The organism is Rubrivivax gelatinosus (genome assembly GCF_016583785.1).
Classification (GTDB): domain Bacteria; phylum Pseudomonadota; class Gammaproteobacteria; order Burkholderiales; family Burkholderiaceae_C; genus Rubrivivax; species Rubrivivax gelatinosus_B.
The window spans coordinates 1-15,895 of the sequence record NZ_NRRU01000108.1; the positions used below are offsets into that span (position 1 = coordinate 1).

Here is a 15,895-nt window from a genome sequence, read left to right on the forward strand (position 1 = left end):
GGCATTGGGGGGGGATTATGGCGGAGCGCGGTTGGCATCACTCAGGCGATGGCGGCCTGTCTTGAATCGTCAGGCGCAGTCGCTTTCGGCGAATGCGCGGCGGTAGGATTCAGCGCCCCGCAGTCAAAAGAGGAACTGCCATGGCCCGCCCGAAGGCTGATGAAGCTGATCAAGTTGCGGCTGTGAGGCGCAAGCGCGCCAGCGGCACCGCAGCCGCCGGCCCGGCAAGCCTGGCCGCGCCCGAGGTCGACGCGCTGTACCAGGACATCCGACAGCGCTTGGAGCAGGCGCGGGCGCAGGTGCTGACGCAGGTGAACCAGGCGCTGGTGCTCAGCTACTGGCACGTCGGCAAGACCATCAGGACACGGGTGCTGCAGGGCGAACGTGCGGCCTATGGTGCCGGCGTGCTGAAGGCACTGGCCGGGCGCCTGACGCGCGACTACGGCAGCGGCTTCAGCCATTCGGGGCTGACGCGCATGGCCAAGTTCTTCGACTGCCTGCCCGACGAGCAGATCGTTGCGACGCTGTCGCAACAATTGAGCTGGTCGCACTTCGTCGAGCTGATCAGAATCGACGACCCCACGCGCCGCGCCTTCTACACCGAGCTGTGCGCCCAGGCGCGCTGGCCGGTGCGCACGCTGCGCGAACGCATCGACGGCCTGATGTTCGAGCGCACCGCCATCGCCAAACAGCCCGAGGCCGCGATCCGCCAGGAGCTGGCGCTGCTGCGTGACGCCCAGGGTCCGGGCACCGGCACCAGCCCGGCGCTGTTCCTGAAAGACCCCTACCTGCTGTCCATACGCCACAACCGACAACTGTCTTTCGACTTTTCGCGCCTTTGGCCTGTCGCCGGAATGCCACCTTCAGCATGAATGCCGTAAAGACCGAACAGGCCATCTCCGAGCTGGCCCTGCAGCGCTTCAGCTGTACGGCAGACCGAGCGGCAGGGCTAGACTGGTTGCGGACGGCCGTGGCTCGCCTCGTGCACGACCGCGCGCGCCGAAAGCCGACCGTCGCGACCGTTGGCTCTACACTGGCTTCAAGTGGTCGCGGAAGGCCCCGGGCGCCCGCGGTCCGCTGAGCGGACCCTCGCGAGCAGCGGCTCTGACCTGGACTTCGCTAGGATGGAGTTTGCGTGTCGTCGGAGAACGAGACAAACTCAGACAGGTCGCGGTGCGTCGCATGCCGGCAATCCGTTGCCCGAGCTGCCAAACCCAAAGTCGTGGCGGCCGGAGCCGCCGGCATTGCGCGGACGCGCTCCTGGCGCATGGTGAAACAGCTCAGGACTTCGAGGCTCAGCAATGCGACCGGTTTATCCTGGCCTGGAGTGGTACGCGGCGATCAGTGAGCGCAAGCGCCTCACTGGGCGTTGCTCCTTTGCCGCGTTGACCAGGTGCCCGCGCTACTACGAATCAGTTGCCCTGCTGTCGGACGCCGGCATCACGACGAAGCTGCCGCCGGAAAGGGAGGCAGCGTTGCAGGCCATGTGGGAAGAGCACGACGCTTGGCCCATCATGGCCGAGAACTCGGCGTCGACCTCGGGAGGAAAGGGACAGCCCAATTGCTTTTCCAACTTCTGCCCGGAGGTCTCGTTCGACATCTTCAAGCTGTTCGCAACCACCCTGATCCGGCATCACGACGAGATAGACCGGGAAGCGGCCGAGCGCGCGATCGCCGCCGACGGTCCCAGCAACGGAAAAGACTGGCGCTGGAACTGGCAGCACGTCGAGCCCATGCACTACTCGGAATGCCCGGTCTACGCAAAGCTATATCCGGAGAAGAAAATGGCTGAGATCAATTTCCACGGCCCGGTCAGCGGACAAGTCAATGTCGCAGGCGACACCATCAACTCGCCGGTCATGACGCTCACGTTTCAGGACATCGTCGCGTGCATCGACGCGTCGGACGCGCCGCCGGCAGAGAAAGAGGCCGCCAAATCCAAACTAGCCGCCTTTCTGACGCATCCGCTGGTGACTTCACTCGTTGGCGGCATCGCGGGCGGCGCCGTCGGTCTAGTCAAGTAGCCTGATGATTGCGCCAGAGGACGTACGCCGGGCCGTGCGGGTGGGACTGGCCGCCATCGCCACGCCGCGCTACTTCGATACCGAGCGCGGCTATCAAGGAGCGCTGTTGGCGCAACTGCACGAACATCTACCGCTGTCCCAGGACGCCATTGTCGAGCAGGAATACCAGAAGCAGGCTGGCGCGCACGGGCTGACGATACGGCCCGACATCATCATCCATGAACCGTTTGACCCGGCCCGCCATCACGCCAGAACCGAGGGAAACGTTGCCGTCATCGAGCTGAAACGCCGGGCGACGGTTGCGGAGGCGCGCGCTGACTTCGAAAGCCTACGCCTGATGCTGGTGACGCTGCGCTATCCGCTTGGCCTTTTCATCAACGTCGACGCGGCGATCACCCATGCGGCACTGGTTCCCGCCGACATCCGCGAGCGCGTGGGCTGCTTCGCGGTCATGCTTGTCGACGGCATGCCGCAGGTTGTTGAAGAGGTAGGCGGCGGATGACCGACGACGACGACACGCATTCAATCCAGATCACGGCAGACAACCCTAAGCTGGCTGAACTGAAGAAGTCCTGGGCCACCGCGATCTTCAGCCCCGAGGACGGCATGGGTCCGATGGCGTCCTTGCATCAAGCAGGGGACGCGATCGTCGCGGTCGCGCAGATGACCGACGCCGGCATCATGGTCGTCGGCAGCGGCGTCATGATCGGGCCCGGGCTAATGCTCACGGCAAGCCATGTGCTGCAGGAGTTTCCCAAGCAGGGAACGGGACCAGTCTGCCTCACCTTTCTGCCCGGCACAGCGCGGGCATGGCTGCCGCGCGGCACGACGACCGCGTCAGGGCCGAGCGCCTTTGATGCCGACCGCCGGCGCGTATCGGATTTGACCTTGATGAGCTGCGCCTTGAACTCGGAAGCGCATGAGCAGTTTCCGTTGGCGCTTGCGCCGATCGAGCTGGGGATGCCGTTGATTGGACGGCGGCTATGGGCGTTCGGCTATCGCCATGGCAATATCGTCGACGGTGCGGCCTTCTTGACGCCGGTCGTGACTTCGGGTGCCGTGAGCGCGTGCTTTCCGCAGGGTCGCGGTAAGCGGATGCCAGCCTCCTGCATCGAGGTTGCGATGGACACGGTCGGCGGCATGAGCGGCGGACCTGTGGTGAATGAAGACGGCCGGCTCGTGGGCATTGTGTCGTCATCGTTCGAAGGCGGCCCCACCTATGTCACCCTACTGTGGGACGCGCTCCGGCTCTTGGTCAACGGCGTCCCGCTATGCGTCTGGCCCGAAGACGAAGGAGATCTCTTTCAGGGGCGCGACCTCGGTCTGGTCCGCATCAAAGGCGATGCGTCACGTGACGCGGCGGGCAATGTCACGATGATCCTGTCAACGCCCGAGATGGAGCAGATGGCCGCGCATAGCGATCCCGAGCAAGTGTCCAGGCGCGGCTGACCAGCAAAGCTCAGGCATCGCGTTCTTACGCAAGGACGGTTACCGTGTGCCCGTCACGCTCGGGTTCAACAAACAGCATTCGCTGGTCGCTTGGATCGGAGGCTCCGGTGAGGTCTACCTGCACGACGGCGTTGTGCAGGGGCTGCGCTTCAACTGCCGAGACCGGGTTACAGCCTCTGCCCTCCAGGTCAGGCCAAGCCGTTTCAGTTGCTGCCTGGCTAAGGCAGAGTTCCGCTGAAGGTCGACCTCGAGCTCCAGGCCGAGGCCCGAGCTCAATGCTGCCGATGCGAGCGGCGCCTCAAGACTGGATGCTGCCGGTGGCCGACAGCAACAGAATGCCGGCTGCACCCTAAACCGGCCGTTCGTTGCCAAAACATTGCGCCGGCGGATTTGACTTGGAAGCTGCCTGTACCGGTGAACTCACGTGGCCCGCCTAGTTAACCCCGCCCAAATGCTCCGGCAGCCTTCGGAAGGTGCGATTGGCCGCCCCCCTTTGAGCCGTGTAGGCAGATCTGGCGTCAGCAACGCCCCACGCGTACCATCAGTCTCGGCAGGATCGGAAGTCAGTCATCGGTGAAGGTCGCCGCAGCCGCGATCCGGCCCATATGACCCTCGGACAGCCGACAGTTGATTGAGCGGATCAACGACACGGTCCCGCACCGAAGTGTGCTCTTTGGAGCGCGGCATGATATGGTGGCATCGGATTCCCCGCAAGTAGCGCCGTACTGTTCGAAGTTACGGAATACTCGACCGTGAAGGCTTCTAATGTCTGGACTCGGTGCACTATCACCTCTGCATTAGTCCGCCATGAATATGTCGCAGACGATATCTTCGTTGTAGCGATCAAGAACCGGCTGAAGCAGCGCAGCTATCGTGCGCCACTCGCCCAAGGGCGCGTTGTTGACAGCTCTCATCACCTCAAGCAGCCCGCGTAGGCGACAATCCATGGCCGCCTGAGATGCTACGTGCGAATCCGAGCGGGCACGCGCGCGGACGCCTTCCACGAGGTCTTCCTCAGGCGACATGCCTAGGCACCCGCGGACGTAGCCTTCATTTGGCAGTTCGACGAACGTCAGGGCACGATCCAGCGCCGCAAACACGGGCTTGGCCAAAGCTGGCTCAATCTCTACATTTGAGCGACGACCATTGAAGTGCGCTTGCAGTGCCATAACGCACCGGTGCAGCCCGTCGAAATCCTCGGGAACGGTGCGCAGGCTCAGCCCGATGGCGGAAGACGAGGCGACGCTGGCGAGGTCCACCTTTCGCTGCTGGATGGGAGAAGCAGCACGTCGGCTCAAAAAGCGAAGCTTGCTCGTCGGATCCTGCCGAACAGCGCTCTTCCAGCGCAACACCTCCGGAATGAACTCTTCGAGCAGCCAGTCGTGCGTGAACTCCGCATCCCAGTTGGTACGAGCCGACATTTCCACGGGATTTCCGAAGTTCGTCGGGATCTCCCAGCCAACCGCCACTCTGTTCTCCCAGGGCAACCAGATGCTGCCGGCGTCATAGGCGTACAGGATGGCGTGATACCCGCTGTCGAACCTCTCAGTGGCTTTGTGCGTGTAGGGCTTGAGGCAGCCGGGCGCGCCGTCGAAGATGTGCCAAGGACCGCTGCCATCGGCGAAGTCGTGGTTCTGCGCGAACTCCAACATTGCCCGCCACAACGATCGATCTACGGAGGCCAACACGAATGGCCCCGTGTTGCCGTGCAGTCGTTTGAACCGGCCGCACCGGTAGCGCGCAAGCTGCTTCTTGACGTGTTCATAGAATGAATCCCAAGCTGCTTCTAGGACCCAATCCAAATGCCCAACTTCATCCCTGGTTAGGATCAGCCTTGCGGATTTCGCCATCAGCACGACACGGCTCGCATCCTGACACATCTCGGGCGCGAACGGACGTGCCGCATCGAATCGAGCGTGAGCCCGCCACTGCATCCAATGAACAAGCTCCTTGCCCGATAGCGTGATCGAGATGCCCGAAAGGTCACGGCGCGCGAATGACAAAATTGCACCCGTGCTCATCTCGTCATCGCTTGGCATCAGGACGTCACATCGGACGCTCACGTTCTCCAGCGATAGCGACCGACCGAATTGGCCGATGCGCTTAGCCTCGAACCCGCGCTCCGGCGGGTCGAAGGGTGTACTAATGTCCCGTACGCAATAGCGCTCGGCGACGTCGTCGCCGAACAATTCGCTCACGATGTCGTGCCGACGGCGGAGCATTACATGGATCTTCGCGCCGTCCCACAGGTCACCATCAATCTCGCGCTCGCCCAGACGCTTGGCGCATCTCTTCCACTCCAAGGCGAGTTCTGTTACCTCGAAGACATTGAACGTCGTGCATATGATGAACTTGCGTGCATCGCACGCATGCGGACCTGAGAGAAACTTGTCAACCCAGGCGGTTATGTCACCCTTTGCGATGAGGGCCCACCGCTTGCCTTCGTAGTAGTCGCACTTTTGGGCTATTGCGTCAATGACTATGACATCTACACCGCCCTGGGCGCTGCCGGATTTGCCGTAACGAAAGGCCTGTACCGACGCACCGTCAGCTGGGTGAGCCAGCCTCGCGATCAGCCGCTCGAAGTTCTCTGGGGTGAGATGATCGTGCAGCGGGAGCCGCTCGATCTTGCCATCGATGACGGCGTCCGGCTGGGGTTCGAATTTTGAGAACAGCTTGTCAACGCTGATCTCGTCGGGTTCGCCCTGGTGGTCAAGAGCCACTTTCTCCCTCCTCCGAATGGATGCATCCGGGAGGTTAGCAGTTCGCCGCGCATAGACGCGCTGACGGCCCGGACGCAGAACGGCATTGCTTCGGATGAAGGGAGCCTAGCGCCCGGCGCGCCGAAGATTTGCGGCAGTTGTGCCAACGTGGTGTAAGCGTCCGGCGAACCCATCTTGAATGGCTTGGCCGCGGCGGCAAGGATGGTGTCCACCAAGGAGTTAAGTGGACACCATGCAAGAGGACACCAAGCCGCGCACCCGGCGCCGCCACGACGACGAGTTCAAGCAGCGCATCCTGAGCGAATGCGCTGCGCCGGGCGCCTCAGTCGCGAAGGTGGCGCTGGCCAACGGGCTCAACGCCAACCTCGTGCACAAGTGGCGGCGCGATTTCGAGGCGCCGCCGCTGCAGCAGTCGTCGCCGGTGTTCATCCCGGTGACCGTGGCGCCGCCGACGATGCCCGCCGAGCCCACATGCATCGACCTCGAACTGCAGCGCGGCGCCACCACCGTGCGCGTGCGCTGGCCGAGCACGGCTTCGTCGTCCTGCGCAGCCTGGCTGCGCGAGATCCTGCGGTGATCCGCGTCGAGGCGCTCTGGATGGCCGTCGAACCGCTGGACATGCGCGCCGGCACCGAAGCGGCCCTGGCGCGCGTCGTTGCCGTCTTCGGCGCCGCGCGACCGCACCACGCGTACCTCTTCGCCAACCGCCGCGCCAACCGCATGAAGGTGCTCGTGCACGACGGCATCGGCGTCTGGCTGGCCGCGCGGCGGCTCAACAGCGGCCGCTTCGTCTGGCCGCGCGACGGCTCGACGCTGAGCATCTCCCGGCCGCAGTTCGACGCGCTCGTGCTCGGTCTGCCGTGGCAGCGCGTGGGCGACGCCGGCGTCATCACGCTGCTCTGAGCGCGCGTCCATTGCGGCATCTGCCGATGGCGCTGTGCGGCTGCCTGCGGCACGATCATCACCCGTGATCGCCGAGGACCTTGACCAGCTCGATACCGCGCAACTGCGCGAGAGGCTCCTCGCCATGCAGGCCGAGATCCGCTTCAAGCAGGCGATCATCGACAAGCTCACGCACGAGAACGCCGTGCTCAAGCGACTGAAGTTCGCCGCCACCTCCGAGGCCTTCAGCGCCGAGCAGAAGAGCCTGCTGGAGGAAACGCTTGACAGTGACCAGGCTGCTGTCGAAGCCGAGATCGAGGCGCTGCAGCGCAAGCCCGTGGCCAAGCGCCAGCCCCGGCGCGAGGTGCTGCCGGCGCAACTGCCGCGCCGCGAGGTCCGCCACGAGCCCGAGGACACCACCTGCGGCTGCGGCCGTCCGATGCAGCGCATCGGGGAAGACGTCGCCGAGAAGCTGGACTACCAGCCCGGCGTCTTCACGGTCGAGCGCCACGTGCGCGGCAAATGGGTCTGCCGCTGCTGCGAGAAGATCGTGCAGGCGCCGGTCGCCCCGCATGTCATCGACAAGGGGCTGCCGACAGCCGGGCTGCTGGCGCAGGTGCTGGTCGCCAAGTACCTCGACCACCTGCCGCTGTACCGCCAGGAAGCGGTCTTCGAGCGTGCCGGCCACGCCATCGCGCGCTCGACACTGGCGCAGTGGGTCGGCGAGTGCGGCGTGCAGCTGCAGCCGCTCGTCGACGCGCTGACGGCCGAGTTGCTGCGCCAGGACGTGCTGCACGCCGACGAGACGCCGGTGGCGATGCTCAAACCCGGCCACGGCAAGACGCACCGCGCGTACCTGTGGAGCTACTGCACGACGGCGTTCAACCCGGTGAAGGCCGTCGTCTTCGACTTCGCCGACAGCCGCGGCGGCCAGCACGTGCGCGACTTCCTCGGCCTGCCGGGCACCAGCGCCAAGCCAGGCTGGAAAGGCCACCTCGTCACCGACGACTTCAGCGGCTACAAGGCTTGCTACGAGCTCGGCATCGTCGAGGTCGGCTGCATGGCGCACGCCCGGCGCAAGTTCCACGAACTCTGGGCCCACCACGGCAGCGCAGTCGGCGAGCAGGCGCTGAAGTACTTCGGTGCGCTCTACGACATCGAGCGCGAGGTCGCCAACGCCGACTACGACACGCGGCTGGACGCACGGCAACGAGCCAAGCCGGTGGCCGACGCACTGCACCAGTGGATGCGTCAGCAGCGCCAGAAGATCCCCGACGGTTCGGCCACCGCACGGGCCATCGACTACAGCCTCAAGCGCTGGGTGGCGCTGACGCGCTACCTCGAAGACGGGCGGCTGCCCATCGACAACAACTGGGTAGAAAACCGCATCCGGCCCATCGCGCTGGGGCGCCAGAACTGGCTCTTCGCCGGCTCGCTACGCGCGGGCAAGCGCGGCGCCGCGGTGATGAGCCTCGTGCACTCCGCCAAGCTCAACGGCCTGGAGCCATACGCGTACCTGCGCGACGTGCTCGAGCGGCTGCCCACGCTGCCGGCCAGCCGACTCGGGGAGTTGCTGCCGCATCGCTGGGCACCGCTGACCTCCGGGTAGCCAAGCGGTTGCGCGACGGATTACAAATCCGTCCAGGGGAGTTGGCCGGACGCTTACAACGTGGTCAGCTCACTGCCCGTGAGCTGCATCCGAAAGCGAGCGATTCTTCTCGTCACAATCGTGTACAGGTTGGCGGACTCCTGCTACTTCAGGTTGGTACGGCTGAAGGGGGCATGTCAATTCATGTTGTCGTCAAGCCGAATCGATGCCTTGCAGCCGCGGCAGATGACAACGTCTCGGAGGCGAGCTTGCTTGAAGAAGATGTGCCCAAAGAATCCGCACTGCGGGCACTCAATCTCGATCGTGACTCTATCCAAATCCATCTGGTCGGGAAAACGTACTACTCTCGAAGGTCTCGGTGAGTTTGGAGTGAAGTCTGCTCGGAAGTAGATGACGTTGCAAGGTAGTCGCGTAGCTGGAAGGCCAAGGACGAGCCGGCGTCTACTAGCCTGTCCAGCACGTCCAAAGTAGCTTGCCTGAGAGTCACGTTGCGGAGAAGCGCTTGGCGATGGTCGTGCACTGCCGCTTGGCAGACTGTCTCAGCATCCCAAAGGCTGTTTCCGTCGTTGAAAAAGTCCGCAGGCGCCTGGGCTAGCGCGTCCCTCAGTCCTCCCATCGCAGAGGGCACCGCCGTTGCTCTGCCAACGCCAGCCATCAGGGCAAGAAGATGCTCGAGCGCGCGCGAGCTGTCGCCCGCTGCGACTAGGCAGTCGGCCACGAAGCTCGGGCGGCTTCTCAGCAGCGGCAAGTCATGGAAGGTCTTGACCCATGGTATGGACTGGAACAGCAGGACGGCGAGCGGCTTTTCGTTCTTGCTGTACACGCGCCGGGAGCGCGTGCGCAGTGACTCGTCCGGAAGAATCTTTGCTGCGGCGCGGTCCCATACTCGCCAGAAGGCATCCGCGTTCGCGTACTCCTGCTTCATGCTCCCGCGCAGGGTCGACTCCAGCGCTCTTTCGCTGAGTTCAGGTCCATGCTCGATGCAGTATTCGAGCACTTCGAAGACGGGTGTCTTATCCGTGCTCTGGACTAAGAGTTCGGACGCTAAGAGGTCCGCAACCTCCCATCGTGCTTCGAAGTCGACGTAATCAGGATCGTACCGCTCAACTCGCGGCTTGCCTTCTTGGTCGGCCATCAACTGCACCAGTGTGATCAGTGCCTGAACTCTCCACGCTTCTGGCGTCTCACTTCGCGCGGCATCGAGCGCGATAGTCCACTCCTTCACCGCAGCCAGGCTCTTGGGACTAGGCCTGGGCAGAAGCTTCCCTCCTGTAAGGGCCGTCACCAGCGCCTTGGTCGTTGTGTCTCTTGCCGCTTCAACGAAGTCACCTCCCCGTCTTCCCGCGGCCCCAATCGTCGTATCGAGCGCTTCGGCGTACAAGGCCAGCGCCGTGGTCAGGATCTCGGCAAGTTGAGGCTGCTTGGGCCGCAGAACGTCCGAGATAGCAAGGGAGCCGGCCCGGCGAACCTTCCAGACGGGCTCCGTGATGATGTTGGCCAGGGCCGCGGGCAGCTTTTGGTCCCCTGGGTCCACGCTTGCCAGCAAGATAAGCGCCTTGGCTCTCAGCTCGCCCGTTGCCAGGCTGCGCCGAACCCAAGCGTCGTTATCCAAGCGCTTGGCAGTGACGTCGAGAAGGTAGTTCTTGGCCCATTGGAGAGCCTCCGATGTGTCGGTCGGCCAGCGCTGAATGAGTGCACACGGCAAGTCGTCGTCCAGCCCCAGCAACATGGCTTCGTCCTGCCCTTTAATAATCTCCGCGAGAAGACGCTGGAACTCCTCGTACACCTCAGACGAGGAAGAGAAGCGATCCGCCGCACCTGGAGCCGAGGTGAGCGCCGGTTGCGTTATGGCCCCTGCCCAGAGTCGGACGGCCGCCAGCCGGTTCATGAGCTCACTCTTTGACTGGGCCTCGTCGCTTACTTGCTTGAGCTCAGGTTCAAGGTTCGCGATCTCCAGAGGAACGTACTTCCCGTCTTCGATGGGCTCGCCGTACTTCATCCCGCGAGCGTCCATGCGCTTGAGCCCCATGCGCCATCCGTCGGGCACATCTTCAGCGCTCTTGGCGTTTTCAATGTGCTTGTCAATGATCGCGAAGATGCCCTCTCGTAGGTCGGCCCTGATGAGTTGCAACTGCAGCACAAGCATCTCTAGGTGCTGTTTTCGGTGTGGCAGATTATTGCTGGCAATGCGCTCTTCTTGTCTTGCATCATCCAAGCCGTCGTGACCGCCATGAATCGCCAAAGCAGTCGCCTCGCCAACGTAACGCGCTATGTCGTCGCTGAAGAAGCGGGGGCACTTGAAGAGCGAGAGCATATTCTCAGTGACAAAGTTGGGGTACGCCATCAAGACGCTTGCCACCAGCCCCGTAGTGAAGCTCGACTCTCCGTACTCTAGGAGGAACTCAAGGACGTCGGAGATGATCTCGGGCTGCACCTTCGCTCCGAGGAGTAGTCTTTCCTCCAGCGACATGAGTGCGCAGTTCAACAGATAGCTGGAGACGGAATGCCCGCGATAGGCTGCCCAAAGCCGCCAGTCGTGGATGTGGGTCCGTCCATTGGGGCTTTGTTCCGGCGGAAGTAGGGTGACCTCCTCTGGATGTGACTTTGCAAAGCACGTAGCAGCATGGTTGCAGAGGTCAACGACGAAGCGCACGCTCTTGGCGAAGGAGTAGAGCAAGAGCGACCGAAATGGCCCTTGCAGCGCAGACGGAGGGAAGAATGCATGCGTCACTCTTTGGCTGAGGCCCATAGCTGCCTCCCAGCCGTCCATCCCGAAGTGACGCTCTGTTCGAGGCCCGGGTTCGGTGTATAGGGCCCAGAACGCAGCGCGCACCAACTCTGGGTTGAAGTAGACAGGCTCCCTGCAGTGCTTGACGTTGGTCAGGAACTCCAGACGCTCTTCGGCATAGACGTCTCGTTCTTCTCGGTCCTCAGAGACCCGCTTTACAAGTGCGTCGATGAACACCTTGAACTTGGCCGGGTCAGCTCCAGAGCAGCGGCACAGGAGCTCGTAGTACCGCTTGCCAATCGACCTTTCCCGGTACCACGTGTCGTTGTCTCGCCAGCAATACTGTTCAGCCATGCTGAAGACATTGGCCACACGTGAATTGGGTTTGTGCCAGGCGTCATCGTGCGCAACGGCATCCTCGGCTAGCTGGACAACCCACGAGTGAGCCTTTGGCGGCAGGGTCGGAAGCGCCTTTGCAACCAGCTCAATCATCACGTCCCAGGCCTTGCCCACCGGAGCCGCCATCCCGAACCGGGCTACAAGTTCCTTCTTGGCCGGGTCCGCTGCTAGGTGCGAGTAGTCGATGGCAGTCGGACCCTTGCAAGCAACCCTTAGCAGGTGGCTCAGGCGCTGAAGCAAGGCGACGTTGCTGAACGCGCCATTGCTTCCAAGCCTTGCGACCAGATCCTCGACACGCTCCGAGCGCAGCAGCCCTATAGCTATCTCATCGCGCCACAATTGTGCAATCGTCGATTCCGGCCGCAAAGCTGCCTCCAAGAGCGCGTAGGCGTCATCATCGCCCTCAGCCGACCTCTGCGCCGTCCATGAGCGCAGTGCTCGACGCATGCCTGCATGCGAGCCCAACTTCGTGAACAACGCTGGCCAGTTGCGCTCAGCGGAGCGCACCTCCCGCTCTACTCGGAAGAAAAGTGACCAGTCCTCCAGCACGTCGTGTGCCGGCGACACTCGCGCGGCATCGTCCTGAGTGAGCACGCCGTCTTGCAACAGCGCCGCAACCGCTTCCACGTCTGCAGGTGCCTTAACAAACTGTGCAAAGAGTTCCGTGCGCAGGTAGCAGACGTCGTCGAAGGCGGTTTGCCTTCTTGTACGCATGGCGGCCGACAGCCCCTTGCTGGGCGCAACGCGTTCTGTCCACAGCGCGCGTCTGAGGTCGTGGCCTGAAGCGCTGGGGAGCGCTACTCCCCCAGAGGCGTACGTGAAAGCAAGCTGCAGGTAGTAGGGTGTTCGAAGCACTTCTCTGACCCCAGCGTCATTGGCAACAACCTCTTCGAGCGCGCTGCCGACGACGGCGGCGGCGATCTCCGCATCCGTGAGGACGGGTACGTCAACGACCTGGCTGGAGAAGCTGTAGAGGAAGTTCGTGTACAGGCCGTTGAGCGCATAGGAGCGCGTGGTGATGCAGAGCCTCGAGGACTTGTTTTTGAGGACAAGTGCGAGCAGCTCTTCGAGCGCACCCGGGTTCTGCGCTTCGAGCGCCTTCTCCAGCGAGTCGATGACGACGGTGGCGGCTCCTGTACGCAACAACGTATCGATGCCCAGAACCGGGTCTTGAAGCCCGTTGAGGGACTGAACTGCTGCCAGGGTAGGCACGTCCAGTTCATCGCCTCGGAAGAAGAACAGTGGGCCGGACTCCCGCAGCAAAGGGGCAAGCTCTGAGACAACAGCTGATTTGCCCGCACCAGGGCCGCCAGTGACGATGACGAGCTGGCGCTCGTCGAGGCCTGTCAACACGCGACCGACACACTCCCCGCGGGGGATGTGGGCGCCGTTTGGCAGAGCAGTCGCAATAAGGGAGAGTTGATGCAAGGCCCGCCGAGTCAAGCTCTCGGCAACGCCGCCTAGCCCGCGTGATGCCGTCAAGCGACTTACTGCAGCTTGCAACCCTTCCTTGGCGGTCTGAGCCCAGGTTGCCTGAGTCACGGTACCTACTGAGATGCCTTGCTCCTGGACATAGGAGAACAGGCCGTCCCACATCAGCTGCCCAGAGTCCCCTGGCTGGCCTGAAGACAAAAGCGCTTGGACAAGACTGAGCTCCTGCGAGGAGTCGGTGCCGAGGTCGTGAATGTCGACACGAAGACGCCTGAGTAGCTGGAAGACCAGTTCCTCCGTGTACTTGTCGGCCAAGGTCTCCTTCGAGATCGTCTTGATTGCTTCCCAGGTGTCCTTGTGCTTCTTGTCGAATAGCTTGGAGTTGATCTTCAGCAGGTAGTCCGTGAGGTCTACCGATGCACGAGCAAGTTCGCACAGCCGCTTCGTTGCTTGGTTGGCGGCCGACGGAGAGGCGATGGTTGCAAGCACCAGCACATCGCAAGCGCGGTCAAACGGGCTCTTTCCGATACCGAGAAAGTCGCGCCAGGCGCCTTGCAAGCCGTCGATGAAGTCCGCATCGCCCGCCGTAGCGTTCAGACCTCGCTTGCACTGGACGAGTTGCAGCCAGGTGCGATTCGCATCCGTGAGTCGGCAGTAGACGTCATCGGTGTGGGCGTTCGTGTAGCGCGCTTCGAAGCGTAGTTCTTCAACCCGTGCGCCATGCAAGCAGAAGGCCGTCGGCAGGCCCGTCAGCATATTGGCTAGGTAGAGAGCTCCAACCCGACCCTGGAAGACGCCGCCACCCCCGCCTGTGGCAACGGTGCTCATCACTTGGGTGCCCTGAAGCGGGTCGCGTGGGGTGTCGTCCTTCTTGCTCATCTGCAAAGGCCTACGCCGCGATGCGGCGCCTCCTGCTGACAAGCATAAAGCGCTCGGACTCGCGTGCAGACGAGGCAATAGCCACTGAGTGGCTCCTTCCCTGACCTAGCGATGCTGGCCTCTGCTGGGCAGCGTTCGAGCGCCACGAAGGGCCGCTGCGGATCGGTACCCCCATTACCGCGGACTCGGAACTAGTCAATGGCCACCCTTTAGCAGGCTGTTGAAGAACCTCTGGACGCCCCGCCCCGCGGCGTAGAGCATCCGGACATCGAAGACGGAGGACAAGGCCGATGCGAGGCGCCGACAGCTACAACGAATCGCTGTTCAGCACGGTGCGGCTGGAGGACTTCGTTCCAGCGAACCACCCGCTGCGGCCGATCCGGCAGTGGATGAACGAAGCCCTGTCGCGGCTCGACGGCAAGTTCGCCGCGATGTACGAGGCCGACGTCAAGGGCGGGCGCCCAAGCATCGCGCCGGAGAAGCTGATGCGCGCGATGCTGCTGCAGGTGCTCTACAGCGTGCGCAGCGAGCGGCAACTGGTCGAGCAGATCTCCTACAACCTGCTGTTTCGCTGGTTCGTCGGCCTGGCCATCGAGGACGCCGTGTGGAACCACTCGGTGTTCAGCAAGAACCGCGACCGACATCGAGCACGACGTGGTGACGGACCTGTTCAACGCGACGGTGGAGACGGCGCGCTCGCGCGGGTTGCTGTCGGGCGAGCACTTCAGCGCGGACGGCACGCTGATCCAGGCCTGGGCCAGCCACAAGAGCGTGCGGCGCAAGGACGGCAGCGACGACGACCGGCCGCCCGAGGACTGGCGCGGCGAGCCGCGCAGCAACGACACGCACGAATCCAAGAGCGACCCCGAAGCCAGGCTGTACCGCAAGAGCGATGCGGCCCCCGCGCTGCCGAGCTACCTGGGGCACGTGATGACGGACAACCGTCACGGCTTGGTCGTGGACGTGCAGGCCAGCCAGAGCGATGGTCGAGCCGAACGCGAGGTAGCCGCGCAGATGCTTGGCGACGCGGCGCGAGCGGCGGGCCGGCGCATCACCGTGGGCGCCGACAAGGCCTACGACACGCGCGGCTTCGTGCAGGCGTGCCGGGACAACGAGGTCACGCCGCACGTCGCGCAGAACCTGGGGCGCCGCGGTGGCAGCGCCATCGACGGGCGCACCACTCGGCACGGCGGCTACGCCGTCAGCCAGCGGCGTCGCAAGTGCATCGAGCAGTGCTTCGGCTGGGGCAAGGTCGTCGGCCCGATGCGGCAGGTGATGCTGCGCGGACTGGATAAGGTCGACCAGCTCTTCACGCTGACGATGGCCGCCTACAACCTCACGCGGCTGCGCAGCTTGGCCGTAGTGCGTCTGCAGGGTGCGTAATGAGGGCCCAGAACCGCCGAATTGCCGATCTCGGCGCAAGGAATGGCGCCTCAAGGGCCTTCGGGAGGTCAATTTCGCCGCGGAGACGTACTGGATGACCTCGGGATGGCTCATCTTCACGGGCTGGGAACGTGCCGGCGGTCGGTTTTTCAACGGCCTGTTAGGTCTTGCGCCCGCACGCGACGGCTGTCCCGGTTCAGCTGACCTCCACTGGGCGCGCCGCCACCGGGCCGAGTGTCCGCTTGGTGCCAGTCAGCGTGAGGTCGCCTGCTCGGATCGACTGGCGGCAAACGCTGCATAGCGGACGGACCAGATGTTCATGCGTTCAGCAGCGCGGGCGTGACTCCGCCAAACCCTGACCTTCGCCTCCCGCCCCCTCCAGATACCC

General features: G+C 63.4%; 10 protein-coding genes and 1 pseudogene. 9 read left to right on the forward strand and 2 right to left on the reverse strand.

All coding sequences use genetic code 11. The features are described from left to right. The 5 genes from CKO43_RS25670 to CKO43_RS21375 all read left to right on the forward strand — a co-directional run. A partial coding sequence (locus CKO43_RS25670) for a hypothetical protein (RefSeq protein WP_207185167.1) occupies positions 1 to 186 on the forward strand: 186 nt, incomplete at its 5' end. Then, entirely contained in the window at positions 183 to 872 is a 690-nt protein-coding gene (locus tag CKO43_RS21360) for a DUF1016 N-terminal domain-containing protein (protein WP_200379889.1), read from the forward strand. The genes CKO43_RS25670 and CKO43_RS21360, both read left to right, overlap by 4 nt. A 429-nt stretch (positions 873 to 1,301) precedes the next feature. Then, positions 1,302 to 2,024, forward strand: a complete 723-nt coding sequence (locus tag CKO43_RS21365; protein WP_200379890.1) for a hypothetical protein — start codon at positions 1,302 to 1,304, stop codon at positions 2,022 to 2,024. 4 nt (positions 2,025 to 2,028) lie between these two features. Then, a complete protein-coding gene (locus tag CKO43_RS21370; RefSeq protein ID WP_200379891.1) occupies positions 2,029 to 2,526 on the forward strand; it encodes a hypothetical protein in 498 nt (165 codons plus the stop codon). Then, entirely contained in the window at positions 2,523 to 3,473 is a 951-nt protein-coding gene (locus CKO43_RS21375; protein ID WP_200379892.1) for a trypsin-like peptidase domain-containing protein, read from the forward strand. Before CKO43_RS21370 ends, CKO43_RS21375 begins: the two co-directional genes overlap by 4 nt. Positions 3,474 to 4,270: 797 nt before the next feature. On the opposite strand, the gene CKO43_RS21380 is transcribed toward CKO43_RS21375, so the two are convergent. Then, the gene (locus tag CKO43_RS21380; RefSeq protein WP_200379893.1) at positions 4,271 to 6,196 is read right to left on the reverse strand and encodes a hypothetical protein; all 1,926 of its coding nucleotides are present in this window, start codon (positions 6,194 to 6,196) and stop codon (positions 4,271 to 4,273) included. A 232-nt stretch (positions 6,197 to 6,428) separates the two neighbouring features. Here CKO43_RS21380 and tnpA point away from each other — a divergent pair, with 232 nt between their 5' ends. The 3 genes from tnpA to tnpC all read left to right on the forward strand — a co-directional run bounded on the left by tnpA (position 6,429) and on the right by tnpC (position 8,687). After that, positions 6,429 to 6,773 (forward strand): IS66-like element accessory protein TnpA, encoded by a 345-nt coding sequence (tnpA, locus tag CKO43_RS21385; protein WP_242481277.1) that lies wholly within the window; start codon positions 6,429 to 6,431, stop codon positions 6,771 to 6,773. Then, the gene (gene tnpB, locus CKO43_RS21390) at positions 6,770 to 7,099 is read left to right on the forward strand and encodes an IS66 family insertion sequence element accessory protein TnpB (RefSeq protein WP_200379895.1); all 330 of its coding nucleotides are present in this window, start codon (positions 6,770 to 6,772) and stop codon (positions 7,097 to 7,099) included. Before tnpA ends, tnpB begins: the two co-directional genes overlap by 4 nt. A gap of 124 nt (positions 7,100 to 7,223) precedes the next feature. Next, the gene (tnpC, locus tag CKO43_RS21395) at positions 7,224 to 8,687 is read left to right on the forward strand and encodes an IS66 family transposase (protein ID WP_242481279.1); all 1,464 of its coding nucleotides are present in this window, start codon (positions 7,224 to 7,226) and stop codon (positions 8,685 to 8,687) included. A gap of 340 nt (positions 8,688 to 9,027) precedes the next feature. Here the strand turns inward: tnpC and CKO43_RS21400 are convergent, their stop codons facing one another. Continuing rightward, entirely contained in the window at positions 9,028 to 14,124 is a 5,097-nt protein-coding gene (locus CKO43_RS21400; protein WP_200379897.1) for a hypothetical protein, read from the reverse strand. Positions 14,125 to 14,414: 290 nt separating this feature from the next. Here CKO43_RS21400 and CKO43_RS21405 point away from each other — a divergent pair. Beyond that, positions 14,415 to 15,507: pseudogene (locus tag CKO43_RS21405) on the forward strand (IS5 family transposase). Positions 15,508 to 15,895 lie beyond the last annotated feature (388 nt).

Excerpts from the sequence above, each read along its gene's own strand:
- CKO43_RS21365 (WP_200379890.1), top strand. The coding sequence starts at position 1,302 with ATGCGACCGGTTTATCCTGGCCTGGAGTGGTACGCGGCGATCAGTGAG.
- CKO43_RS21370 (WP_200379891.1), top strand. The coding sequence starts at position 2,029 with ATGATTGCGCCAGAGGACGTACGCCGGGCCGTGCGGGTGGGACTGGCC.
- CKO43_RS21375 (WP_200379892.1), top strand. The coding sequence starts at position 2,523 with ATGACCGACGACGACGACACGCATTCAATCCAGATCACGGCAGACAAC.
- tnpA (WP_242481277.1), top strand. The coding sequence starts at position 6,429 with ATGCAAGAGGACACCAAGCCGCGCACCCGGCGCCGCCACGACGACGAG.
- tnpC (WP_242481279.1), top strand. The coding sequence starts at position 7,224 with ATGCAGGCCGAGATCCGCTTCAAGCAGGCGATCATCGACAAGCTCACG.
- CKO43_RS21400 (WP_200379897.1), bottom strand. The coding sequence starts at position 14,124 with ATGAGCAAGAAGGACGACACCCCACGCGACCCGCTTCAGGGCACCCAA.